Here is a 25,387-nt window from a genome sequence, read left to right as displayed (position 1 = left end):
CAAGGGCAGACGGCGCCTGGCCGGCTTAGCCGGAGGCTCGTTGTGTGTGCCCAGGAGAGCTAGCCGGGGCCTCGGCCTTGTCAGGGTGGCGTACTAATGTGTAGCCGACACCTGGTACGGTTAGAATGTAGCGCGGATTAGCCGGGTCTGGCTCGATTTTCTGCCGGAGATGGTGGATATGGGCTTTGATCAGGCTGGCATCACCGTCGTTCCCATAACCCCAGATGTGGGCCACAATCTGCCCTGCTGTACAGACATTATTGGCATTGACTCCTAAAAGATGCAGTAGCTTGCTCTCAGTGGGAGTGAGATGCACCGTTTTACCAGAGATGCGCGCCTCGTTGTGGAGCGAGTCGATGGAGAGGGGACCAACAGTGATGACAGCTGGAGGGCGTAAAAGGAGGGTTGACCGCCCGCGCCGGCTGACAGCTCGGATGCGTGCCAGGAGCTGGGCCGGGAAGAAAGGCTTGCGCAGATAATCATCTGCACCTCCCTCCAGGCACTGGACCTCATCGTGGACGTCCCGCTCTTGTGAGATGACCAGCACAAGGGCATCGTGCCGCGTGCGCATCTCGCGGCACATGGCGAGAGCATCGGTGTCTTTGAGAGCCGTATCCAGAATCACCAGGTCTGGTTTGTGCTCTTCCCACTCACGGCGTGCCTGCTCACCGGAGTAAGCGCGTCGCACCTCATGCCCCAGCGTCTTTAACCAGCCTGTCAACATTTCAACAAGATCACGGTCTTCATCAACAATAAGCAATTTCATCAAAATACCCCATTCTCATAGCTGCCGATACTCTACCGGATTTCGTATAGTAGAAGATTCTGCCTTCTGGGAACGCTTGACTCCCTAGTATTAAAACACAATGACCTGCAGGTTTACAACTCCTCAAGTGAAGTATTCTGAAAAGCAGTAACTTGTCAATAATTACTGTTCATCCCTTACTTGAGGCCCCTCAAATGAGGTATGGGAGGCAGCTTGCGTACGATTGCTGGCCCCGAGCTTGCGCAGAATATGCTGGACATGCTTCCCTACTGTGTAGGGAGAGATCGAGAGACGGGCGGCGATCTGCTTATTGCTCAGACCGAGTCGCAGGAGGCGAAGAATTTTCTGCTCCTGCTCGGTCAGGTGAGGCAGGGCCGCCGGCCTGCGGGTTTCTGTGGAAGCTGGCTCGGAACGGTGCTGTGGAGTACCAGCCTGAGTCTGATCCAGAGCGATTGCCGGGCCAGTGGCGGAGGTGGTCGCAGAGAAGGTAGCGGCCAGGCGGTAGCACTCCCAGATCAACAGGCGGATAGCTGCGCTGGCCACATGGGGGGTCAGCGCCAGCTCGCCCTTGCGCAGTCCTTCCAGACAGGCAAGCACCTGGTGACCAGGGGTATCCTTAGTCAGGTAGCCACTGGCGCCGTTGAGCAAGGCGCGCAGGAGCAATTCATCGTTGATACGGGAGGCGAGCAGAACCACATGAGGAGGCGAGGGTGCTTCATTCAGGCGGCGTGTCAGTTCGATGCAATCGCCATCTGCCAACATGCAATCAATGAGAACCGTATCCACGGTGGTCGTCGCTACGATCTCCAGCAGAGCGGTGCAAGAATTAACCTCTGCGAGCACTTCGAACCCCTCACTGGTTGCCAGCAGGCTGTGTAGCCCACGGCAGAAGATATCAGCTTCATGGGCGATGACTACGCGCTGAGTCCTCCTGTGAAAAGACAACTGCTGTCTTTCTTGAGACGGCATACGCTCATCCTTTTCCTCATGGCTCTAGTCAATGCCATTTCGTTAACCCCCTAAGTATGGACGTAGTAGATCGAAATTTTTTACAGATGAAGTAGCTGGTGAGTATTCTTGCTGACTTAAGAACCAGGAGCGCCAGACGATACCAGCGTGTCGCACTTTCCGCAGTTCTACGAAACTGCCAGGACAGGTGATCATCTGAAGTGCTGGCCAGGAAAAACGCGCCTGTTGTATGCTGGCGCGTCTCGGCTTGTGCTGTCTGGGTTGGCTCTCTCTTTCTCTCCCTCCCTCTCTTCCTCCTTTGTTCCCGCTTGGTCCAAGGACCCTCACTGTTCTGCGTGCCCGGGCTAGCTATAGAGAGAGACGACTGGCGCGGGCAACCTCAACAATGCGGAGGAAGAAGTCCTGGATTGTTACCGAGTCGATATCGCTGCTGATGGCCAGAGCGGCGCGATAGGGGGTGGGCCAGGGGGCGAAAGAGAGCAAAGGGGCCGACAGTGCTTCGATCTGGCCAACGAGCTGACGGCGATGCTCCCGCTGCTCCCGGGGAGAAGCTCCCAGGCCGGCGGGCAGATCCAGAAAAAGGCTGTAAGTGGTGGCCTTCTCGGGGCTGGTCTGAAGCACAGCGTAGCCCTGCTCTTGGAGGAAGGCCATGACTGTTGGCGGAGTCGCTGGCGAGAGAGCAATGGCGGGACAGCGCTCGGCCTCAACCAGCCACTCTTGTTGTTGTAGTTCTCCCTGAGCCGTCTGCTTGCCTTCGCTGGCGCTGAAGCGGGCGAGCACCGTGAGCTGCCGGGTCTGAACGTGGGCGCGAGGCGAGCTGAGCAGGCGAACCTGCCATCGTTGAGGGCCAGCGGGGGTGAAGTCGAAGCGGAACTGGCAGCGCTCGCGCCACCAGCGAGCGATCTCCCCCAGACGAGCGATCCAGACTGGTTCCGGCTGGTGAGTGGCATAGTCGAGTAGGCCGCGGAGAGCGGCCTGGCAAAGTAAACCGCGCTCAGGATGGAGATTGAGTGTGTACAGACCACCCAAGGCGTAGACGCGTGCCATGACCTCGGACCAGATGGCAGCGATGCGTTGCGGATCGGTGATGCGCAGGCGGTCGAAGAGCATTTCATCATCGGGGATGCTCGTGGGCAGGCGCACCAGCGGTCCCTCGCAATGTGGGCGCAGGTCATAGATGCTAGGGGGCACTGCCTGAAACAAATGCAGGGATTTCTCATAGCCGCTACGCAGCAGGGGCGAGAGCGTGTCCAGATCGATCACATCGTGAATGACCGCCTCATTGCTTTCATAGGTGAAGCCCAGTGAGGCGAAGATCGCCAGCGCCTCCTCGGTCCAGCCCAGGTAAGGATTGCGGAAGCCGGCAAAGGAGATCTGGCTATGGCTGAAGGCGGTGATGGCCAGGCGTGTCTGGCGCTCCTGCTCCTGGCGTGTCAAGGTGCGATAATCGTTGTGGACGTAGCCGTGAATCCCGATTTCGGCGCCGCTGGCGGCGATCTGGCGCAGCAGGGGAACGTGGCGGCGCAGCACCACGGCGGGGATAAAGAAGGTAGGATAGGCTCCATACTGACGCAGTGTTGTTACCAGGGCCTGCAAGGCGCGGGCGGTGCGTTGCTCTGTCAGGCCAAAGCGAGCGAAGACCGTCCAAAGGCGACGCAGAAAATTATGCGTGCCCTTCGTGCGCAAAGAAAAGGCGACCAGATTCATTGCAACTTTGCTTCCTTCCCTGATTCAGCGCGCTTGGGTCCAAAAAGAAGTGCATAAGGTCTCTGCTGTGCTGCTCTGAACCTAGCTGGCCGGGCTGACTACTGTCAGGGGCTGGCGTGTTTGGTGTTCCAGCTCTTGCTGAGCTGCTGCCAGAATGCGGACGACCTCCAGTCCGACCAGGCCATTTGCACGCGGCTGTCTGCCTGTACGGATCGCCTCGGCGAAATCCTCGCACTCCAGGCGGAGTGGCTCGACCCAGTCGATATGTGGAATGGTGATTTCACCGTTGCGGTAGGAGACAATTGGATCGGCGTGTACATCGGCCCCCTTGTTATAGATCTTGAGCATCTCGGCAGGGTTTGTATCATCATAAACTGCCATGCGCTGGTCGCCGATGACGGTGACGCGGCGGATCTTGCAGGGGTGGAGCCAGCTCACATGAATATGGGCCGTCATGCCGCTGGCGAAAGTCAGATCGAGATGAGCGATATCTGGGATACGTGGCTGGATATGGGCGTGGGCCTGCACGCGCACCCCTGCCGGCTTCTCATTGAGCAGGTAGAGCAGAATGGAGATGTCATGTGGGGCAAGATCCCAAATGACATTGGTGTCCTGACGGAAGAGACCCAGATTCACGCGGATCGCCTCGAAACAATAGATCCTGCCCAGGTCATTATTGCGGATCAGCTTGCGCAGCTCATTGACAGCCGGACTGTACTCAAAGGTATGGCCGACCATCAAGATGCGCTGTCGCTCCTGGGCTAGGTGGACCAGCTCCTCGGCCTCGATCACGCTCGCGGTCAAAGGTTTTTCGACGAGGACGTGTTTGTCGTGTTGCAGGGCGGCGCGAGCAAAAGTGTAGTGGGTACTCACTGGAGTGGCGACGACGACAGCATCCACGTCGGAGCGATAGACTTCCTCAACGGAGGTAGTAAAGCGGGCCCGCGGGTGATGGCGCAGAGCGGGTGAAAACTGGCAAGCGGGATTGCTATCGGCAATCAAGGTGACGCTGGCATAGGGGAGCGACTCAAGGTTGCGTGCCAGTCGGGGCCCCCAATACCCCCAGCCTATGATAGCGAAGCGCAGTGTTTCCATAACGGTCTACCTCTTCCATTCCATGAACCATACATAGCTCTGGCCAGTGACAACCGGTCGACGGCTGGGCCAGGTGAGATTGAGCTTACTGCCAGGATAGTGGTAACGGCGCAGGCTGGCGTCCTGTCAGCAACCCACGCCGGACAAACGACAGTCTTGTGCTCTGGTCCGTAGCGCTGTGGTCACATTGCAGAGAGGCCCAGCCGAGGGTCAGAAGGCTGGCTAAGGAGGGCGGGGCCTTCTCGTTCCCTCCGGCCTGGCCGGGGGCGGCGTAAACAGCCTAGCGGTCAGCCACAGGTGTGCACAGCGCCAGGCTTTTGTGAACCATCTCCACCACATAAGTCAGCTGCTGCTCCGTTAGCTCGGGATACATCGGCAGCGAGACAACGCGAGCAGCACAGGCTTCGGTCTGTGGGAGATCCCCGCGTTGATAGCCGAGATAGGAGCAGGCTGGCTGTAGATGCAAGGGAAGCGGATAGTGGATACCGGTGCTGATGCCCGCCTGCTCCAGCAAGCGACGAAATTGATCGCGCTGCTCAACCTGGATCACATAGTAGCAATAGACATGGGTAGCCCAGGCCCTGGTCACGGGTAGGGCCGCCACAGTAGTACGCAGGTGCTCGCTGTAGAAGTGAGCATGTGACTGGCGAGCGGCGTTCCAGCGTTCCAGATAGCGTAGCTTCACGAGCAGCACTGCGGCCTGCAGCTCATCGAGGCGGGCGTTACTGCCCAATAGCTCATGGTGATAGCGAACGCGTGAGCCGTGATCGCGCAGCATGCGGAGGCGCTCTGCCAGCGCTGCGTCGTTGGTCACGCAGATGCCGGCCTCGCCATAGGCGCCCAGATTTTTACTGTAATAGAGACTGAAGCAGCCAATATCGCCCAGGCTGCCAACGCGGCGACCCTGGTAAGTGGCGCCGTGGGCCTGCGAGGCATCTTCGATAACGCGCAGCCCGGCGCGGCGCGCGATAGCCAGCAGCGGCTCCATTTCAGCGGGGTGGCCATAGAGGTGCACAGGCAACAGCGCGCGCGTGCGAGGCGTCAAAGCGGCGCTGACCTGCGCGGGATCAAGCGTATACGTTTGGGGGTCGATATCCACAAAGACCGGCCTGGCCCCGACCTGTGCGATTGCCTCAATGGTAGCGATAAAAGTATTGGCTACAGTGATGACCTCATCGCCGGGGCCGATGCCACAGGCGCGCAGAGCCAGCGTCAGGGCATCGGTGCCCGATGAAACCCCGATGCCGTAGCGGCAACCGCAGTAGGCGGCAAAAGCCTCCTCGAAAGCAAGGGTACGCGGTCCGAGGAATAACTCCATGTCAGCCAGGACCTCATCCAGGGCCACCCGGACCTCCTCCTTGATCGTCTGATACTGCGCCTGCAGGTCCACCAGTGGTATATGCATAGAAGCCAGCCTCCTGAAATAGCCGTGGTGGCAGCTACCATAGCAAGCGAGCTGAGCAGCAATATGTCGCCAGGGTAGGTGGCTGCCCTGCCTTCTTTTCAAGAAGCACAATAGCACTCACCGGTTTTTGCCTGATGCTTATGCTGGTTGAAATGCGGTGATGCCGGAGAGACTGCAGCTGTCAGCCAACCGGTCTCAGAAGCGAAGCGGAAGGCGTGACAACGTGTTGAACTGGTGAGGATGGAGAAAATAGGCAGGATGTAGAGAGAGACTCGGGTGACGCTGATCGCGCTCAAGGCGCCTGATTGCCAGACGCAGCGAGGACGGAGAAACGAGCACCGGGAAGACAGTACAGGAGGTGATCTCTTCCAGCAGCGCATAAAAAGCGGCGTTGCCTGGGCGAGCCAGGGCCACAGTGACCACGCCCTGGGCAACGCCGATCACCAGGCACTGGTAGCGCCTGGCCACTGGCAGAGGGAGCCAACCTCGGTAGCGCAGAGGGACATACCTCAGCGAAGGAAGGCGTGGGAGGGGTCCCTGGCGAACGAGATAGGCCATCTCTTTCAGTGTCCCCATGCTGGCAACGCTCTCTTTTCCCCATAATGGGGTATCGCTAGCCAATTGCCCGGCTATGTTATGCTCTTGTCCCTGCTGCGTGACCTCCTCCTGCCCTGAGCGGCTATACTGGCTATGCCAGGCCGATAGACTATGCATGCCGGAGGCATCCTATTATGAAGCTTTTCTTTGAACTGAGAACGTAGGGGCAAGTTCCTCTTTTTGCCTTGCGTTAAGAAGTGTAGTTTTCAGGCGTGCTGATGAGATGTTGATTGGGAAAAAGATATGGTGTTGTCTCTTCCAGTTGTGTAAAGACTCCGTTGTTTCAGTGATGACAGAGGCAGAGGCTATAGCGGGGTGGTGACCAGCCGTGCCAGGTGCGAAGATGTACTTGCTGGACCTGGGGGAAGAGAGCAGGGGCCGTAATAATGCTCTTGCAAATGCGAAGGGATGGGGATAGAGTAAAAAAATGATCGCTTTCCTCAAGGCAGCGAAGGGATCATTGCAAGCTAAAAACGGCAGTGTACAGCTATGAACATGTCTTCCGGGCAGCTGGTTTTCCGTCTTTTGGGTGTTCCCGAAGTACGCATTGCCGGTACTCCGTTGGTTTTGCATCATCAGAAAGCGCAGGCGCTCCTCTACTATCTGGCGGCCTCTGAAGGCCCTCAGCCACGTGAGCATCTAGCGGCCTTGTTATGGAGCGATGTGCCTGAGGATAATGCCCGCCATTCGCTGCGCTCCAACTTGTATGTCATTCGTCGTACTCTTCAATCGTATGGCCTGGCCGAGGCGTTAGTGGTCGATGGCCCCTATGTCTCTCTGGCCGAGCAGCTGCTGGTCTGTGACCTGCGGCGTTTCCGACATCTCTTACAGGAGGGCAGCAGGCAAGCTCTGGCGGAGGCGGTGCAGTTGTACCGCGGGCGGCTATTGCAGGGCTTTACGCTCAATGGGGCGCCGCTCTTTGATGAATGGCTGCAGGCAGAGGAGGCGGCTCTTAGCCGGAGCTATCTTTCGGCGTTGAGCCGCCTGGCGACCTATGCTGAGCAAGAAGGGCACTGGGAGGAGGCCATAGAATACCTGCAGCGTCTGGTCCGCGAAGACCCGTTCTCTGAGGCTGATCAGCGCCGGCTGATTGAACTGTCGCTGCGCTCTGGCTCTCTCGGCAGGGCCTGGCTGCAGTATACTCAATACGAGAAATTTCTGCGGCAGGAGCTTGGCCTCCCTCCTCCGGTTGATCTGCAGGATCGCGTGAGAGAGGCTTTGACAAGACGCTGGAGCACTGGGGCCTGTGGGGGTGGCCAGGCTGGTAGGGGCGGGTCACGGTGCTCTGGATCTGGCGGGTCGGGCTGGATGCTGCCGTTTGTCGGACGTGAGGAACCGCTGAGCCATCTGCTGAAGCTGGCTGCGCAGGTGGCGAGCACGGGTCAGGGGGCAACGGTCCTGATTCAGGGTGAGGATGGTAGCGGCAAGACGCGGCTATTGGATGAGCTGATGGCCAGGCTTGAGACGCTCTCGGTGCGTTGGATCGTGCTGCGAGGGGCCTGTTCGCCGTTTGATGAATTGCTGGCCTACGGCCCTTTTTGGGAGGCCCTGCAGGGACTGGGCTTAGATCCTCTCGCCGATGCCCTAGCGCCAGCCTCACCCGCTCTCGGAAGCGCTCTGCCAGAGGAACAGGGGCGCTTTATGTGGTCGCTCTGGCAGACGCTGCGGACCCTGGCGCGCACGGCTCCCTTGCTCCTGGCGATCGACGATCTCCATTGGGCCAATAGCTCGACGCTCCAGCTTTTTGGCTTTCTGGCTCTGCGTGTTCACCAGTTGCCTATCCTGCTCATAGGGACCAGTGCCTCGGTTGAGCTGGTTCCTGCTTTGCAGCGTTTGCTGACGCTCGGGCGACGACATGGGCATGTGCAGGTGCTCTCACTGGGACCGTTGACGCCGGAGGCGGTGACAACTCTGGTAGAGACACTTCGCATTGTGACCTTGCCGGTGGCCTCCACCTTCCCGGCCTGGTTATACGAGCGCTCAGGAGGAAGCCCCTTTATCTTGCTGGAGCTGCTGAGGCAGCTGCAAGCTGATGGGGTCCTGAGCGAGAGCGCTGAAGGACTGCGACTAGATATGCGGCGCTGGTTGCAGTGGCGAGCCATGCATGCTCTGCCCGAGACCACCTATGATTTAGTACTCTGGCGCTTGATCGATCTCGATGGCGAGGCTCGCACGCTGCTGGAGGTCCTGGCGATCGCTAACCAGCCCTTGCCTCTAGCCCTTTTGCAGGAGATGCCTGAGATGCGTGAGGCCCCCCTCTTGGCTATCGTAGATCAGCTGCTCTGGCGTGGTTTGCTCGTGGAGGCTGCTCCGCGCTGCTATGGACTCTCACATGCGCTCTTGCGCGAGGCTGTCATGCATCGGCTTAGTCAGGTGCGGACGCAGCAGATTCACCGTGAGCTGGCGGCCATTCTGGAACGATGTCCAGCGCTGCAGCAGGATTTTCCGCGGCGGCAGATTGCCCTCCATGCGGTGATGGGGGGCGACAGTGAACGGGCCCGGCGCTATGGACTGCAGATTCTGGATGAACTGGCGCGCGAAAACGTCAGCACGGAGGTGGCCCTCTTCTTGCAGCAGCTCTACGATCTGGTGGCCCCGGCAGCCGCCCTGGAGGAGGAGCTGCGCCTGACGATGGCGCTGGGCCAGGTCTACCGTGCCCTGGGACAGCTCCAGCAGGCAGCTGCCTGGTGCCGGCGCTACTTGATGCTGGCGCACCAGCTGAATGATCGCGTAGCCTGGAAGAGCGCCTATTTCGAGCTGGGAGAGCTGGCGCTGATTATGAATGACTATCGTGAGGCCATTGCTTGTGCTGAAGCTGGACTGGCGGTGCCTGATCCTCTCCAGGAGAGCGAACGGCTGGCACTGCTTGCGGCTGGTCAGCGCTTGCTTGGCGCAGCGCTGGCAATGGAGGGCAGCGATCTCGTGGCTGCCGAGGAGCATCTCCAGGAGGCGGCGCGTGCGCTCCGCCAGTGTGGCAATCTGGGCGACCTCTGTGCAACTCTCTTTGAGTTGGGCAATATTGCGGCCCAGTATGGCCAGTTGCGTCAGGCTCTGCGTTTCTATGGAGAGGCGGCTGAGGCTGCTCGGGCGACCCATAACTATTATTTTCTGGCCCTTGCCTACAACAATGCGGCCTATCATCAGCTCCTCCTGGGAGAGCTGGAGGCGGCTAAGGTATCTTTAGCTGAAGGGCGAAGAATCGCTGAGACTTACGAGCTGCTGGGCGCCCTGCTCCATCTCTCAAGTACGCAGGGGGAGCTGCATCTCTATGTGGGAGAGTGGCGGGCCGCGACCGAAGCCTTTAGTCAGGGGCTGGCTCTGGCTGAAGAGCTGGGCAACCTTGAACGGCAAGCAGGGTATCGAGGGGGTCTGGCACTCTGTGCGCGCTGTCAAGGGCGCCTGGAGGAGGCGACTGCCCTGCTAGAGGAGGCTCTGGCTCTGATCGATGAGTATGGCTATCACCATCTGCGCACGCGCCTCCAGCTATGGCTGGCTGAGGTCTGGTTGCTGCGTGCTCAACCTGGCGCGGCTGCTCCCTATCTGGAGGCCGCCCTGGCCACGGCTCAGCGTCAGCAGCGCCGGCTCCTCGCAATGCGAGCGACAGCCTTGTGGGCCTGGTATTGTGCGGCCTGTGGAGCCTGGGAGGAGGCCGAGCGCCGTTTCCACGAAGCTGCCAGAGAGGCCGAAGAACTGGAGCTGCCACTAGAGCAAGCACGTATCCAGGTGCTCCGGTCCCAGGCGGCGCTGCAAGCGGGATCGTCCGCGCAGCACGAGAAGGCGCGTGCCCTCCTGCAGGAGGCCCAGGGCACGCTGGAAAAGTATCAGGCGCGCGGCGAGCTGGCTCAGCTGCCGCTGGCTGCGACATTTTAAGCCTGGCCAGGCATTGACGCTGCGTTGACAGTCGGCGCCTATGCTAAGTAATGGCAGCTTGCCAAACGCGCGTGGGGGGCTCCTGGCAGATCTTCGTGTTGGCCCGAGCGAGATCATCGGGGCTCTCCGCGCGCGGTCCCGCAGCTCTTCTGGTGGCTATCGTTCTCCGCGGCGTAGCTGTCATTCCAAAACCGAGGAAGGCGAGAATACAGGAGAGTGCGGCATGGCTCTCTCCCCCAGGTAAGGCCACAATGCCAGTGGCACAGCTGTCGAGGCGTTGTCTGGCTTTCCCAAACAGCAGGAGTCAAGGGAATCTCTAGCTCCTATCGCGCGGATATCTTCCACCAGTCGCACCGAGGCCCTCTCATCGCTGCTGTCCAGGTTTTGCTGGACGCGGCGGCGAATCCACCGATTTCAGCTCTGCCTGGCCAGGCGAGTGCTGGACCAGAGGCGGCCTGAGCAATCCTGCGTTTCAGCCTGATCTGGGCCTGTCCAAGGCTGGCCAGTGTGAGCTTCCTCGGGGAGAGGAAGCGCTCCCCAGACCTGCAGATAGTTGATCTCGCAAGTCATCTTTCCTTGAGAATATAATATAGCAAGCTGGTAAACACGAGATTGCACTGTCAGGGAAAGTGAGACATGGCAAAACTTCAGGTACAGGGAGTTCACCATATTACCTTTGTTGGCTCCAATCGCGAGGCTATCATCGAATTCTACCGGGACTTCCTCGGCATGCCCCTCATCATGGAGCAGCCCAATCTTGATGTGCCGGAGGAGACCCATCTCTACTTTGATGCTGGTGATGGGCGTCTGATCACCTTCTTTGTGCGACCGGACCGGGCCAATGACCCGACGCCCAACCCCGAGGGCATTGGCAACCTGCATCATTTGGCCTTCACAGTCTCACGTGCCACCTACAATCAGGTTGCCCGGCGACTCAACGAGCGCGGTATCTGGAACACGGGCAACATTGACCGCGGCTTTATGGACTCGATCTACTTCCGTGATCCAAACGGGCAACTGTTGGAGATGGCCTGTTACAAATTTGAACCGCCGCAGGGCTATACCATCGCCGATGTGCTGGCGACGGCTCACAAGCTGCGTGTAGCGGCGGGGGCGTACAATATTCAAGAGGAGCATCTAGCTGAAGCGATTGCCGAACTCAGTCAGCGACGCGCGCCTGCGACGGTAGAAGAGGGAGTGGAGGCGCGCACCCGATGAGTCATGTGGCTGCTTCCGTGGTGCAACACACAGGAACGTTCTGGTCTCTCGATCTTGACCGCCGTCCGATCATGACCAGCTCGCCAGCGCGGCTGCCTGCTACCTTTCTGCAGGCTGGCCCGGAGCGTGCTGAAGAGCTGGCGATGGCGATGGAGGTGGCCGATCCCGCTGTCGTAATGGAGCGCTTTGCGCGCGGCTGCCAGTGTTATGCGGCCTATCTGGACGGGGGAAAAATCCTGGCCTCCTATGGCTGGGTCTCCTTCAAGCAGGAGGAGATAGGTGAGCTGGGACTCACGATTCGCCTCCGGGCGAGGAGGGCTTATATCTGGGATTGCGCCACCTTGCCACCATACCGTGGCCAGCGGCTCTATCCTGCTCTGCTCGTCTATATGGCCAGGGTATTACGCGAGCAGGGCCTGCGCCGTCTCTGGATAGGGGCTGATGCCAGCAATTATGCCTCACGGCGTGGCATCGAAGCGGCTGGCTTCCAGGCAGTAGCCGACGTGACGCGCATCGCCGGCGTCGAAATGAAGACACGCTATCTGCTGCGCCCCCGGCCTGACGTGCCTGAGGAGGTGCTACAGGATCTGTGCCAGTCCCTCTCACACGAGGTTGAGCTGGTCGCGCCGCAGGGTGAGAGCCGGTCGGCGTGACCGGACGGTGGGCAAGACTGAGAAGGGAGAGCGAGAGCAGTCAACCCCGGTGAGGGATGATAAAAAGCAACTGGCATGCGAAAGGAGGGAAAGGTCAAGCTGATGCAATTCATCGACCTTTCTCATGCAATCGAGCAGGGAATGACGGTCTTCCCTGGTGATCCGGAGCCGCGCGTTGAGGCAGTGGAGACCGAGCCTCCTTGGCAGGTGTCGCGCCTGGTGTTGGGGACGCATACCGGTACCCATATTGATGCCGCTTCCCATCTGGTGCCGGAAGGAAAGACCATTACGCAGTATCCCCCGGAGCGCTTCCTGCTCACCGGCATTGTGGTCTCCCTGGAGGGGTGTGGAGAGGATACGCCAATCCCCGCGGAGGCGCTGCAGCCTCAGCTGAAGGCGCTGCCAGCTGGCGGGGCGGTGCTGTTGCGCACTGGCTGGGACCTCTATTGGAAGAGTGAGCGCTACTTCCGCCATCCCTATCTCTCCCCGGAAGCTGCGCAGCTGCTGGTCGAAGCCGGCGCTTCGCTGGTAGGGATCGATGCCCTCAGCGTCGATTCCAGCGTGCAGGGTACCCGGCATGCTCATACTACCTTGCTGGGCAATGATGTCCTCATTGTCGAGAATCTGGCGCGCCTAGATCGGCTGGTTGGCGGTGTCGTCTATCAGTGTTCCTTCCTACCCTTGCCGCTACGGGGCCTTGATGGCTCTCCAGTACGTGCTCTGGCCTGGCGCGCTGCCTCGTGAGCGCTGGTGGCCCGCCGTTTAGCCTGCTAACGAGCGGCACGGCGGGCCAGTCCGACTGGAGCGTGTTGCGCGGCCCGTGAGCTTGTCAGGCAGATGCTGGCCTGAGCCTGTCCAGGAGCAACGGCTTCTCTCTATCTCCTGGACTGGGGATCTTCTCCCGAGATTCTCACTTCAAAAGGAAGAGGACCTTATTTCGCGTTGCGCGGCAACCGGAAAGGATAATCGTAGCATGGTGGACAGAGCAAGCAGCGATCGCGACGAACGGCAAGAGGGGCATCAGAAACTGCGGCGCGAGGACCTGCGGGGCACATGGGCCATGCGCTGGCAGGCTCAGCAGCAGGAAGGGGCGGAGGTCAGCGCGCGGCGAGAGCAAGCCCGGCGCTATGGACTGGAGGCGGCAGCCAGCATTGAGGATCGCAACCTCACCCTCTTTCGACGCGAACCCTGGACGTTAGGCGGAGGAACGGGGGAGGCGACCTTTCTGCAGGTGCCCTTTCTTCGTGATATGCAGCAGCTTGGGGGGCAGGATGTGGTCATCGTCGGGGTACCCCTGGATAGCGGTACCACCTGCCGCCCAGGGGCGCGCTTCGGGCCTGCGGCCATTCGGAAGGCCTCCGCTCTGAGCTATGGCTACAATCCCGAGCGTGGTCTTGATCTGCACGAAGCCCTGGTTATGGTTGACGCTGGCGATGTCCAGGTTATTCCCTCGCACATCGAGAAAAGCTTCGATCAGATCACGCGCGCTCTCAGCTACATCGTCGAGCGGGGAGCCTTCCCTGTGGTCCTTGGCGGCGACCACTCCATTGGCTACGCCACCCTGCGTGGAGTGGCATCGCACGTCGAAGGCAAATTGGGCGTGATCCACTTTGATCGGCATAGCGATCTGAGCGAGCGGACCTATGACGAGCGCATGCATGCCTCGCCTTTCTTTCATGCCACCGCCCTGCCTAATGTCCCCCCGACCAACCTGGTGCAGATCGGTATCGGCGGTTGGACTGGCTCCAAGAAGGGAATGCGTCTGGCTCATGAGCGGCAGATAACCGTGATCACACTCGATGACATCGATCGCTACGGCATCGAGCGCATTATGGAGTATGCTCTGGAAGTCGCCTGGAAGGGGGCAAGTGCGGTTTGGCTCTCATTTGATATTGATGTGGTGGACCCGGCCTTTGCTCCGGGAACAGGAACGCCCGAGCCGGGGGGATTACTGCCACGTGAGGTCTTTAGAATGGTGCATCTGGCGGCGCGTGAGGGCCTGCGAGGTATGGAGCTGGTGGAGGTGGCTCCTCCCTATGATGTGGCCGATCTGACAGCTCTGCTTGCTGGACGGATCATTATGGAGGTGCTGGGTGCTTTAGTGACGCAAGGCAAACTGGGGCATCGCAGCAGGACAGGCGGTACGGAAGAACGCCGCTAACGCTGTCAGTTGCTGGCACAGGTATTCTACTATCAGAGGAGCAGCGTTTGATAAAGAGGAGAATGGCCTGCAGCGCTACCTCCTCTCTGAAGGGGCCATTTATGGCTATTCTATGCTGGAATTCACCACAGGAGAGCGGAAGCACGCTGAGCGCCTGCGGCGGTTGAGCCAGAGCCTGCCCGGCTGGCTTTTCATTGATGATGAAGGCACAGAGAGATACCTGATACCCTTTCTAAGGCTTTCTGAGACTACAGGATGCAAGATACCCTTGACAGATGTCGTAGATTTTTCTACACTCTTAATAGATTACCTGGTTCTACTCATAACTGTTTGCTGATTCCAAACTCGATAGAAAGGGGGTGTGATCTGAGTTGAAAAGAAGCTTCTGATGGATCTGGTCCGCAAGGCGTCAATGGCCTTTAGACACAATGGATAGTCAGCGTAGCCATTATGTAGTCTTCAGGTGAAAGCCTGGCCTGATGCGAAAGGATTTCGCGGGAGTCTTCCTTCCCATGAGAAGAGAGGAGACAAGCAACGGATGCTCATTTTCAACGGCGCAGGCTCCTTCTCGCGCCGCGGAAGAGGCTCTGATGGCGATAGCTCTTCCGCTTCCCACAGCGTCGACGTGCCTCTAGTGCTGCTCAGTCCCCTCATTCTCCTTTACGCAGATCAAGGGCTGCTGGCCAGCTCGTTTGCTCCTGCTATCGGGCCTTGAGACTGTTCCTTGTAGCCAGAATCTTTTGCAAGGGGTTTGCTGCGTCGATGCACCACACCCTTGGAAAGGAGCGTCAGCGTATGACGACTCGCAGACAGTTACTCAAGGTTGGTATTGCCCTGGGTCTTGGGGGCCTCTTCCCGCTCTCGCTGTGGACAGCCTCGCGCGTCTCAGGCTCAGTGCAGGTTGCTCAGGCGCCCTTGCCGGGGGCCGAGATTCCCCAATTTGTCGAGCCGCTGCCCACCTTTGCCGACTCTCGCGTCAGTGGCTCTCAGCTTCAGGTGCGCATGGTCGAATTTCAGCAGCGCATTCTGCCGACCAGTTGCTATAGCCGCCTCAGTCCCCCTTTCTGCGCTGGTACCTATGTCTGGGGCTATCAGGTAGGTGAGCGCCCGCCGCACTACCCTGGCTACACGGTTGAGGCCAAGCAGGGGGTGCCGACGGTTGTAACCTATATCAATGCGCTGCCGCTGCCAGCTCAATCGCAGCTTTTGCCGCTTCTCACGGTGGATCAGACCATTCACTGGGCTGATCCCCTGGGGCAGATGGGGGCGACTGTGCCCTTTGCTGGAGCCTTGCCGACGGTGGTTCATCTGCATGGGGGTGAAACTCCTTCCGCCTTTGATGGCGCTCCCGAAGCCTGGTTTACCTCCGATGGACGGCATGGCAGAGGCTACTGCAGCTATGCGCCGACAGCTCCGAATGCTGCGGTTTATTGGTATCCGAATGGCCAGCCGGCGACGACGCTCTGGTTCCACGATCACACGCTTGGCGTGACCCGTCTCACACTCTTCTCTGGGCTGGCGGCCTTTTATCTGATCCGTGATGCCTATGATACAGGGCAGCCGCACAATCCCCTTGGTCTACCGACCGGTGCTCAGGAAATCGAACTGATGATCCAGGATCGCCAGTTTGATACGCGTGGTCAGCTGCTCTTTCCCGATGGTACGCCGCCCGCCAGGCCGACTGGCCTCAATGGGCCGCCTCCCAATCCCTCGATTCATCCGTACTGGATTCCCGAGTTCTTTGGCGACGTCATCGTTGTCAACGGGAAGGCCTGGCCCTATCTGAATGTAGAGCCACGGCGCTATCGGTTTCGCTTTTTGAATGCGGCCAATGCACGCTTCTTCCAGATGCGGCTGATAGATGCCCTGAGCCAGGAGCCAGGGCCGATCTTCTGGCAGATTGGCACGGATGGAGGCCTGCTTGACAGGCCAGTCAAGCTCAATGACCCTCAAGATAGGACCTCGCCGTCGCTCTTGCTGGCCCCGGCAGAGCGAGCCGATGTGATCATTGACTTTGCCCCCTATGCTGGTCGGACCTTGCTCTTGATCAACAGCGCACCGGCCCCCTTCCCTGACGGCGATCCGCCTGATCCAGCCACCAACGGACGGATCATGCAGATTCGGGTCTCGCTGCCCCTGTCAGAGACGGACAGGACCTACAATCCGGCCAGCGGTCTGCCGCTGCGGGGAGGAGTCAACCAGCCGCCGGCGCTGGTGCGTCTGGCTAATCCTCAGACGGGTATGCTGGCGGCGGGAGTGAAGCCTGCGGTCAGGCGGCAACTGGTCCTTGTTGAGGTGGAAGGACCGGGCGGGCCTGTCGAGGTGCTGGTCAATAACACCAAGTGGAGCGGTATACGCGAGGGGAGCGGTCAGCCTGTGTCAGGGTCTCAGCCCGACAGGCAGGGGCAGGGGATTTACCTGACCGAGTTGCCGCGTGTTGGGGCAACCGAGATCTGGGAGGTCGTGAACCTCACTGAGGATGCTCATCCCATTCACATTCATCTTGTCCAATTCCAGCTGCTCAATCGCCAGGCGTTGGATGTCGAGGGCTATCGAGCGCGCTACGACTCACTCTTTCCTGGGGGGACCTATAACGGTCTCCGCTCAGATGGTGCCTGGGGGCCGGTACACTATCCGCCGGGGGTCTTTATTCCGGGTTATGGTCCTCCATTGCCCTATGGCCAGCCAAACGCCCGGGGCGCGCTGGGTGGCAATCCCGATGTGACGCCGTATCTGCGCGGCCCGCTGTTGCTTCCTGACGCGGGTGAGGATGGCTGGAAAGACACCATCAAGATGTATCCCGGCCAGGTCACGCGCCTGGTCGTGCGCTGGGCGCCGATCACGACGCCGCTCAAAGAGGTGAGCCCGGGTCAGAATCTCTATCCCTTTGATCCTACCCAGGGGCCAGGCTACGTCTGGCATTGTCACATCCTTGATCACGAGGATAACGAGATGATGCGCCCGTATCTGCCAGTGCCCTAGAAACTCTGCTGAGCTGGCATCGCCTGGTGTTCCTCCTTACACTCTTTGAATTCGGTGCCATGCTCTGCTGCATGAAGGGTGGCGCGTCTACTCATTCGCCAGTAGCCAGCTGCGCCAGTGAGAGAAGGAAGGAGCGAGGGAATATCACTGAGGCAGTGAAGTGGGCGCTGTCCCTTCGCTCCTTCCCTACCAGGGCCAACAGTGCTCGTTGGGGAAAGGGAGAATATCTAGCCAGGGTTGCCAACGAGTTGGGCCCTGATCCAGGGCCGGGCCGCGTTGCTGCCGGTGATCAGCCACAGCCAGGCCCGGCCCTCCCCTTGTTCACTGGACAGGGCCGGCCTGCTCAGGCAGTGATAGGAACATTCCAGTTCCCGCCGCCGTTGTTGTCCCAGTTATTCGCGTCGTCATGGAAGGCGAAATTGATCTGGGTGGCATCGGTCGGCACGCTGATCGTGACCTGCCAGAAGCCATCGCTGCGCTTCACCAGGGCGGCATCGGGAGGAATGTTCTGCCAGCCGTTCTCGCCCCAGCGGATATAGACATGGGTATGTGAAGCCAGCCAGCCGTTATAGTAGATAGTCAGCGCCTTGCCGGGGTGGAGCTGATTGGGGTCGTAGTCGACCACCCAGCCGCTATGAGGCTGGTAGGCATTTGTTACATAGCGACTGTAGGTGATCGAAGGCATGTCCACCACGCGGTGATTGGCCTCAGAGAAGAGCAAGACAATATACTCGCCCATCGCCCAGTTGAGCGGGTTCATCGACTTCGTTGGGGTACCGGGTGTATAGCCGCTGGGGGCGGCCACATCCCAAATCTGTTCGGGGATCATGCCCGAGGCGTTGGCCGCAGCCATGAGCGCGCTCAGGTAGAGATCGGCGTCACCGCCGGCGGCGATCGTATAGATTCCGCGCTCAGCCGTTAGGACTGGCCACAGGCGTCCGATGCCCGTACCATTGTAGTTCGAACCATCGCTATGCTCACCGTAGCCATCGTGGTTGTAGCGGAACCAGTAAGGGTAGCCATTGATCGTCTCCTTGATGGTGGCATCGATCACTGGCAAGGAGAGCGTAATATAGGGAGAGTTGGCCGGCATCACTCCCAGACGTACCAGTTCCAGGAAGCCAGCATCCACGATCGTCCGCTCATCGTAGGTGCCCCCGCCGTTGGCGATCGTAATGGAGGCCCCATCGTTGGGGTTACCATTGCCATCGATGCGCTCAAAGTAGTAGCCGCCGCCCAGTGGCCCAGTGGTCGTGAAGGTCCAGTTTTGGACCATGCCCTGATAATAATCAGCGACATTGGTATAGCGCGTCTGATCGGTCGTATCTCCGTTGATACGGGCGATATCGGCGGCGCAGAGCAGACCAGCGATCTCTGCCGCGATTGTCGACGGGCTATAGCCGCTGTTCTCCTCCCAGCGCTCTTGGCCCGTGCGCGGGCCATTATTGACGATATAGTCGGCGGCCTTCTTGATGTGGTTCACAAACGTACTGTTATCAGTCAGGCCGAGCTTCCAGGCCAGGATGATCGGGAAAGCCTGCTCATCCATCTGGATGCCGTTCCAGTAGGGCGTCCCGTTGACATAGCTATTCTGCGGGAAGTGGCCATCGGACTGCTGTTGGGTATTGAAAGCCCATTGCACGGCACGCAGGGCGTCCGCGCTGTCACCGGCCACAATCAGGGCGCTGGCGATCTTGTACATGTCGCGCTCCCAGACCAGGTGATAGCCGGCGTCACTATCGCCATTGCTGTCACCCCAGGGGACGCCCAGACCAGCTACAAAGGCTCCCGTCTGCTTATCCTGCGAGGCCTTCAGCACGTTCGCGGCCAGGTAGTACTCCTGCTGACGGGCCTGCTGGATTGCTGTCGTGCTACCAACGGCTGGCGGGCTGGTGAGATTGTTATCGAAGCTATTCCACTGGGTGACATAGGTCGCCAGCATGTTCGAGGTATCGCTCAGGGTGGCATTAAGTGTCTGCTCGGCGACCGTAGCCGCGGCGGTACTGCCGCTGGTCTGACCGAAGGAGAGGACGAGGCTAAAGGTGATCGAGGTGGCGATGCTCGTATTGACGCTGCCACCGTTTGAGAGATCGAGCAGGCCTGTCTGGGCCGTATTGCCATTGCTGGCCAGGCTATACGTATAATTCATCGTATAGTCTGGGCAGGTGCTGCTGCCACAGTTACTGGAGGCCTTCAGGTCGGTCCAGCCATCGTTGACCCCGACAAAGCCTGAGCTGGTCATGCCGGAGACGTAGGGGATAGAGGCGGCCAGGGCACTGGCATAGTTGCCTGTGCTATCGGTTGTCACCAGCATTGTGCGACCATTATAGGTCTGGGTCGAGCTGGTATTGTTGTTGCCGGCATTGTGAATGGCCGGATTATAAAGAACGTAGAGTAAGTAATTCGAGAGGGTGCCGCTGAGGGCGGTAAACGTCACCTGCTGAATCAGCGAATTGCGAGCAGGATCGGTGTAGATAATCTTCGTGATGCGGTAGCGTCCGTTCTTGGCGGTGTTCGTCACCTGCCAGGCGAGCGAGTGGGCATTGTAGAGCTGGACAGTGGAGGTTGTGGCGACCTTCTCCTCGTCGACCCAGGTATGGCCGCTGTCGCCGATCAGGAACTGCAGATCGGTGGTGTTGGCCGTATCGGCAGTAGGGAAGAAGACCTCGCTGATGATGCCGTTGTAGCCAGTGAACCAGACATCGCTGGTAGTGTTGGCAGCGGTGCCAAGGAAAGCCTTGTTCGAGGGCGCCCAGATAGAAGAGTAGCCTGGGCCGTTGGGCGCCGTACCTGCCGCTCTCGCCTGCTGGAGACCGCCAGGAAGAAGCAGCGCACAGACAAGCAGGAACGCCAGCAGGCGAGGGCGCCCGAGGCGGAAGAACCAGGCACAGGCAGCGTGCCAGTGCACAGAGTCGGGTGGTGCTGCATCATGCGTATTGCTGCCCATGTAGTCTCTCCTTTGTTCGGCTTTGACTGATCGGTCAAATGGTCATCTGTGACTCACATTGACCGGATAAGCCGCTTCCGGGTCCATCCTGCGACCAGGAATCAGGGCAGGCACTCGTTTTACTGCCCTGGCTTACACTCTTCAATCACAGCAATAATCATGCCAAAGTTCTGTGTGACACACTTCAACACGGGAAAGACCCGGCAAAACCGTGAGAGAGGCCGGAAAGAGCTGGCCGCGAGGGACCATCTGAAGACGATTATCTTCTGTGAGCTGGATCACTTGACAATAGCAAGCAAGAGGAGTAATCTTCTCTTGCAGGCTCATGTGCTGAACATGTCAGGCACAATGAGCGTATGGAGAGGATCTTTCATTCTTGACTGACCATTGGGGCCTACCTGGAAACGATGGAGGAGCCTGGCAATGATGCGCCAGGGCCAGCGACTTGGCAATTACCGCCTGATTCGTCTGCTAGGCAGCGGGTCATATGGTGCGGTCTATCTGGCTGAGCATCTCTACTTGAAAACTCAGGTCGCGATCAAGGTTCTCACGCAGCTTCTGAAAGAAGAAGATGAGCAGGCTTTTTTACACGAAGCCCAGATTCTAGCCCGCCTGCGCCACAAACACATCGTACCCGTGCATGAGTTTGCCATCGAGCGTGGTCAGCCCTATCTTGTCATGGAGTATCTGCCGGGAGGGACCCTACTCGACAGGCATCCGCGCGGTACGCGTCTTCCTCTTGCTACCGTCGTCAGCTACGTCTACCAGCTGGCGGGCGCGTTGCAATATGCCCACGACCGGAATATTGTCCATCGGGATGTCAAGCCGGCGAACGTCCTCCTTGGGAACGACGGGCTGCTCTTAAGCGATTTCGGGGTTGCTCTACCGCTCTTAAAGAAGGAAGGGGCTGGCGAGTCGGCGCCAGTTGGTACGCTGCCCTATATGGCTCCCGAGCAATTCCACAGGCAGCCCACCTTTGCCAGTGATCAGTATGCCCTGGCCGTCATGGCCTATGAGCTGCTGTGTGGTGTGCGACCTTTCCAGGGTGGGGCTGCTGACTTGATCAACCAGCATCTTACAAAAGAGCCACCAGCGCTGCGCGAGCATGATCCGGCGTTGCCGGAGTCGGTCGATCGCGTCATTCGTCGTGCCCTCGCCAAAAAGGCGGAGGAGCGCTATCCCGCTATCATCCTCTTCGCCCGTGCCCTGGGAAAGGCTGTCAGTCAGGCTATGTTGCGGCCGGAGATCGACCAAAGCCTGACATGGCGACCGGAAGAGATACAACCTCGTCCGCAGGCTGGCGACGGTCAGCACAGTTGGCGCGTGATTCTGGCCGTCCGAGATGAGCAGTCCCCGGTTAGCCAGCGCCTTCAGCAAGAGCTGTACGAGCGTGGTCTGACCGTAATTATGGCACAGCGCTATGAGCAAGCTGATGAGCTGGAGCTCCGACAGGCGATGCGTGCAGCTCAGCTCGTGCTGGTAGGGCTTACGGCCCAGGATCAAGCCCTGCCTGTTTCTGAGCAGCTTCTGCAGATGGCCCATCTCTATCAGCGTCCAGTGCGCTATCTCCTGATGGGTGCAGCGCCCCCAGCTGGGAGCAGTTGGCCGCTGGCAGAGATGGTACCGCCAGCGCTTCTCAGCGATGGAAGCGGTGCCCGCTATCGACAAGCCCTGGACGAGATTATTCAGCAGATTGAAGAAGGGCAATGGGGAAGGCGGCGCCAGAAGCAAGCAATACTGACGCTGGAAGAGGAGGGAAAAGCGCGCAATCCCTACAAGGGGCTGCGAGCCTTTACCCAGCAGGACCAGGGTGATTTCTTTGGACGTGAGCGGCTCGTGCAGGAGCTGCTCGCGCGGCTCGCCACTCTGCTGGGTCAGAACCCGGCTCAGTCCTCCTCTGCGCGCCTGCTGGCTCTCATCGGAGGCGTCGGTGTTGGCAAATCGAGCCTTCTCATGGCGGGCCTGCTCCCCCGGCTGCAGGCTGGGGCGCTGCCAGGTAGTGAGAACTGGCGCTATCTCTCCGTCTTCAGGCCAGCCTATCGGCCACTAGAGGCGCTCGCGGAAGTACTGGCCGCCGGCGGCAGCCAGCAAGAGAAGGAAGCTATTCACACGGCCCTTGTCCAGGGAGATAGCGCCGCCCTGCACCGATTGGCCCTCACCCTAGCCCCTGATCATCCCTATCTTGTCCTGGTCATTGACCAGTTCGAAGAACTGTTCACTCCCGAGGTAGCCGAAGCTGAACGGCGGCGCTTCATCGATCTGATCGCCACTGCAGTCTCTGTTCCTCACGGCAAACTGCTTCTCCTCCTCACATTGCGGGCTGATTGTTACGATCGGCCTCTGGCCTACCCATCCCTGGCGCAGCTCTTGCAGGGACCGGCGCATTGCCCGATAGGACCCATGACCCTTGATGAGCTGCGGGCCGTCATTGAACAGCCAGCCCTGCTGCCCGATGTCCAGCTGGTCTTCGATGAAGATCTGGTGGCCGACTTGCTCCTGGATATCCGTGACCAGCCCGGTGCTCTGCCTCTGCTGGAATTCACCCTGGACCAGCTCTTTCAGCAGCGGCGCGGTAGCCGTCTCACGCGGCGCGCTTACGAGGCCATTGGAGGAGTACGTGGCGCCCTGGCCCGCCACGCCGAGACCACTTACGCTTCTCTCCCCTCGGATCGCCATCGCTTCCTGGCGCGTCAGCTCTTCCTGCGCTTGGTGCAGCCAGGACGAGAGGGTCAGGCTCCCATGCGCCGCCAGGCGCGCCAGAGTGAATTAGCTCTAACAGATGAGCAGGAGACTCGTCTGATGCAGGAGACGTGCGAGGCCTTTGTGGCCGCGCGCTTACTGACGGTCGAGCGCCGAGCGGGGGAGGTGATGTTAGAGGTCAGTCATGAGGCCCTGCTGCAGGAATGGCCACAGCTGGTGGAATGGGTGCGTCAGGCCGGCGAAGATCTTCCTCTGCAACAGAGGGTGAGCGCTGATGTGCAGGAATGGTGGCGGCGCGGCAAGCCGCGGGATCGCCTCTACCGCGGTTCCCTGCTCAAAGATGCCTTGCGCTGGCAAGAGCGTGCCTCGCTGAGTCTCCAGGAAGCGATGTTTCTGCGCGCCAGTCGGAGAGCCAGAACACTGGCGCGAGTCAGGCTAGCGCTGGTCGTTCTTCTCATCCTGGGCCTGCTCATTCCTGCTAGCTGGCTGCTCTATCAGCAGGTAGCGCCACTGCAGGTGACCTCGCTCCAGGACGACGGACCAGGTTCGCTGCGACAGGTCATTGCTGAAGCAAAGCCTGGTCAGACCATTAGCGTGCAGCCTGGCCTGACCGGTGTTCTCTCTCTCACTCACAATCTCGATATTGGCAAGAGCCTCACCATTCGGGGGCCAGGAGCTGCCAAACTCACGATTAGCGGCCAGCCGGGCCTCGAAGCCAGCTATGCCATCCGCATTCTGGCTCGGACAAGTGTCACTTTTAGCGACCTCAGCTTCAGCGAGCGACAGCCAAGCCCAGGTGATTTCTTCCTCAATCAGGGGAACCTGACCTTGCAACGCTGCCGCATTGCTCAGATTACCATTTCTCCCGTCAGCGAGAGCAACGGGCCATCCCTGCCCGGAGGCAGTGCTATCGAGAATAGCCAGCAAGGCAATCTGACCCTGCTACAGAGTACCATAACGCATGTCCAGGCCAGCGGAGTTGAGGCCCACGCCGCAGCTATTCTCAATAATGGAGGGAAGGCCACTCTGAACGCGAGCCAGATTACGGGCAATAGCGTTAAGGATAGTGGGACCAGCAGCAACGGTGCAGCAGGAGCGGTTATCGTCAGCCTCAGAGGCAGCCTGACCCTGAACGGCAGCAACGTTTCTGACAATCAGGTCAGCAGCCAGGAAAGTGCCTTCGGCGGCGGCATTTTCGCCCTCGATAGCACCGTTCAGCTCATCAACACGCGCCTGGTTGACAACAGCATCGTGGCAGCTCAGGAGGCGGCAGGCGCAGGTCTACAGGCCTCTGGAAGCAAAGTAACTCTGAAGAACACTCTGGTCAGCAACAACAAGGTGCAGGCTCATTTCGCTGTCGGGGCGGGCCTCTTCCTGCTAGGAGGGCAGCTGACCATCATGGAGAGCACGGTGAGTGGCAACCGTGCCAGTAGTCAGGATGACCGCGCTACGGGAGGAGGCGTGTTTGCCGAAGGGGCGCTGACGATCAGCAACAGTACTGTCAGCCATAACGTGGTGATCTCGACCTCCTCGGTCGAAGGGGCTGCCATTGGCGCCGGCATCGCGGTTACAGGTAGCCTGGTCATGACGGCCAGTACCGTGGCAGACAATCAGGCCCAGGCCCCAGCCAGTGATGCCGAAGGTGGAGGCCTCTTAGCGCTCTCTCTGTCTTCATCTTCGGGATCTTCGGGCTTTCAGAAGACTATGCTCACGCTGGTCAATTCCACGCTTTCGGGTAATAGTGCACAGGGGAAACGGAGAAGCTCTGGAGGCGGCTTGTTCATCAGCGAGAGCGATGGCCGGCTCGACTTCTGCACTATCTATGGCAACCGCGCGGCTGCCGGAGGCGGCCTGGCCATCTTACCAGGGAGCGGAGAGGGACAGGATTCACAGATTACGCTCCTGGACTCGCTGCTGGCCGCTAATACTGCAAACGTAGCCCCTGACCTGTTGGGTCAGGTGACGAGCGGAGGCTATAACCTCATTCAGCGTGCCTCTGGGGCCAAGTTCCTCGACCCCACTGGACGCCACCATCTTGATCTCGTGGGCACTGGCTCGACTCCGCTCGACATTGATCCACTGCTGCGTGCCAACGGGGGACCTACACAGACACATGCCCTGCTGGCGGGTAGTCCTGCGATCAACCGTATTCCTGCCGCCGACTGCGATGTCGCGGTCGATCAGCGCGGCCTGCGACGACCACAGCAGGGAGCCTGCGATATCGGGGCCTACGAGTATAGCCCCACAGCGCAGTGAGAGAGGGCGCGATGCGCCCTCTCTCACTGCTCCCTGCCCTGTCCGCCTCTCGGGCCGGGGC

The 25,387-nt window shown here is 59.6% G+C and carries 14 protein-coding genes; 7 read left to right on the top strand and 7 right to left on the bottom strand.

The genetic code is table 11. The features are described 5' to 3' along the window. Positions 1-25: 25 nt before the first annotated feature. The 6 genes from A4R35_RS05415 to A4R35_RS05390 form a co-directional block, all read right to left on the bottom strand. Positions 26-766, bottom strand: coding sequence for a response regulator transcription factor (locus A4R35_RS05415; RefSeq protein WP_112427283.1), 741 nt, complete (start codon positions 764-766; stop codon positions 26-28). A gap of 162 nt (positions 767-928) precedes the next feature. Next, positions 929-1,735 carry a LuxR C-terminal-related transcriptional regulator gene (locus tag A4R35_RS05410; RefSeq protein WP_112427281.1) on the bottom strand — a complete coding sequence of 269 codons (807 nt, stop codon included), beginning with the start codon at positions 1,733-1,735 and terminating at the stop codon, positions 929-931. A gap of 348 nt (positions 1,736-2,083) precedes the next feature. Next, positions 2,084-3,442: a polysaccharide deacetylase family protein gene (locus tag A4R35_RS05405; RefSeq protein WP_112427279.1), complete on the bottom strand. Its 1,359-nt coding sequence runs from the start codon at positions 3,440-3,442 to the stop codon at positions 2,084-2,086. 81 nt (positions 3,443-3,523) lie between these two features. Then, on the bottom strand, positions 3,524-4,537 hold the full coding sequence (locus A4R35_RS05400) for a Gfo/Idh/MocA family protein (RefSeq protein ID WP_112427277.1): 1,014 nt from the start codon (positions 4,535-4,537) through the stop codon (positions 3,524-3,526). A 280-nt stretch (positions 4,538-4,817) separates the two neighbouring features. Further along, positions 4,818-5,942, bottom strand: coding sequence for a DegT/DnrJ/EryC1/StrS family aminotransferase (locus tag A4R35_RS05395; protein WP_112427275.1), 1,125 nt, complete (start codon positions 5,940-5,942; stop codon positions 4,818-4,820). 195 nt (positions 5,943-6,137) lie between these two features. Beyond that, positions 6,138-6,656 carry a GspE/PulE/PilB domain-containing protein gene (locus A4R35_RS05390; protein ID WP_112427273.1) on the bottom strand — a complete coding sequence of 173 codons (519 nt, stop codon included), beginning with the start codon at positions 6,654-6,656 and terminating at the stop codon, positions 6,138-6,140. Positions 6,657-7,028: 372 nt separating this feature from the next. Here A4R35_RS05390 and A4R35_RS05385 point away from each other — a divergent pair, with 372 nt between their 5' ends. From A4R35_RS05385 to A4R35_RS05360, 6 genes are all read left to right on the top strand, one after another. Beyond that, the gene (locus tag A4R35_RS05385) at positions 7,029-10,409 is read left to right on the top strand and encodes an ATP-binding protein (RefSeq protein ID WP_112427271.1); all 3,381 of its coding nucleotides are present in this window, start codon (positions 7,029-7,031) and stop codon (positions 10,407-10,409) included. Positions 10,410-11,045: 636 nt separating this feature from the next. Further along, positions 11,046-11,627 carry a VOC family protein gene (locus A4R35_RS05380; protein WP_112427269.1) on the top strand — a complete coding sequence of 194 codons (582 nt, stop codon included), beginning with the start codon at positions 11,046-11,048 and terminating at the stop codon, positions 11,625-11,627. After that, complete coding sequence (locus A4R35_RS05375) at positions 11,624-12,280, top strand: GNAT family N-acetyltransferase (protein ID WP_112427267.1); 657 nt, start codon at positions 11,624-11,626, stop codon at positions 12,278-12,280. Before A4R35_RS05380 ends, A4R35_RS05375 begins: the two co-directional genes overlap by 4 nt. 75 nt (positions 12,281-12,355) lie before the next feature. Beyond that, on the top strand, positions 12,356-13,024 hold the full coding sequence (locus tag A4R35_RS05370; protein ID WP_112427265.1) for a cyclase family protein: 669 nt from the start codon (positions 12,356-12,358) through the stop codon (positions 13,022-13,024). A 229-nt stretch (positions 13,025-13,253) separates the two neighbouring features. Beyond that, positions 13,254-14,441, top strand: a complete 1,188-nt coding sequence (gene speB, locus A4R35_RS05365; RefSeq protein ID WP_223258211.1) for an agmatinase — start codon at positions 13,254-13,256, stop codon at positions 14,439-14,441. A gap of 795 nt (positions 14,442-15,236) precedes the next feature. Next, positions 15,237-17,423: a multicopper oxidase family protein gene (locus A4R35_RS05360; protein WP_112427263.1), complete on the top strand. Its 2,187-nt coding sequence runs from the start codon at positions 15,237-15,239 to the stop codon at positions 17,421-17,423. A 343-nt stretch (positions 17,424-17,766) separates the two neighbouring features. Here A4R35_RS05360 and A4R35_RS05355 read toward each other — a convergent pair whose 3' ends face one another. After that, entirely contained in the window at positions 17,767-20,370 is a 2,604-nt protein-coding gene (locus A4R35_RS05355; RefSeq protein ID WP_112427261.1) for a glycoside hydrolase family 15 protein, read from the bottom strand. Positions 20,371-20,793: 423 nt separating this feature from the next. Here A4R35_RS05355 and A4R35_RS05345 point away from each other — a divergent pair, with 423 nt between their 5' ends. Then, a complete protein-coding gene (locus tag A4R35_RS05345; protein ID WP_112427257.1) occupies positions 20,794-25,326 on the top strand; it encodes a serine/threonine-protein kinase in 4,533 nt (1,510 codons plus the stop codon). The last annotated feature ends 61 nt before the right edge of the window (positions 25,327-25,387 follow it).

It is taken from the genome of Thermogemmatispora tikiterensis (genome assembly GCF_003268475.1).
Taxonomy (GTDB): domain Bacteria; phylum Chloroflexota; class Ktedonobacteria; order Ktedonobacterales; family Ktedonobacteraceae; genus Thermogemmatispora; species Thermogemmatispora tikiterensis.
This window is presented reverse-complemented; position numbering and strand designations above follow the sequence as displayed.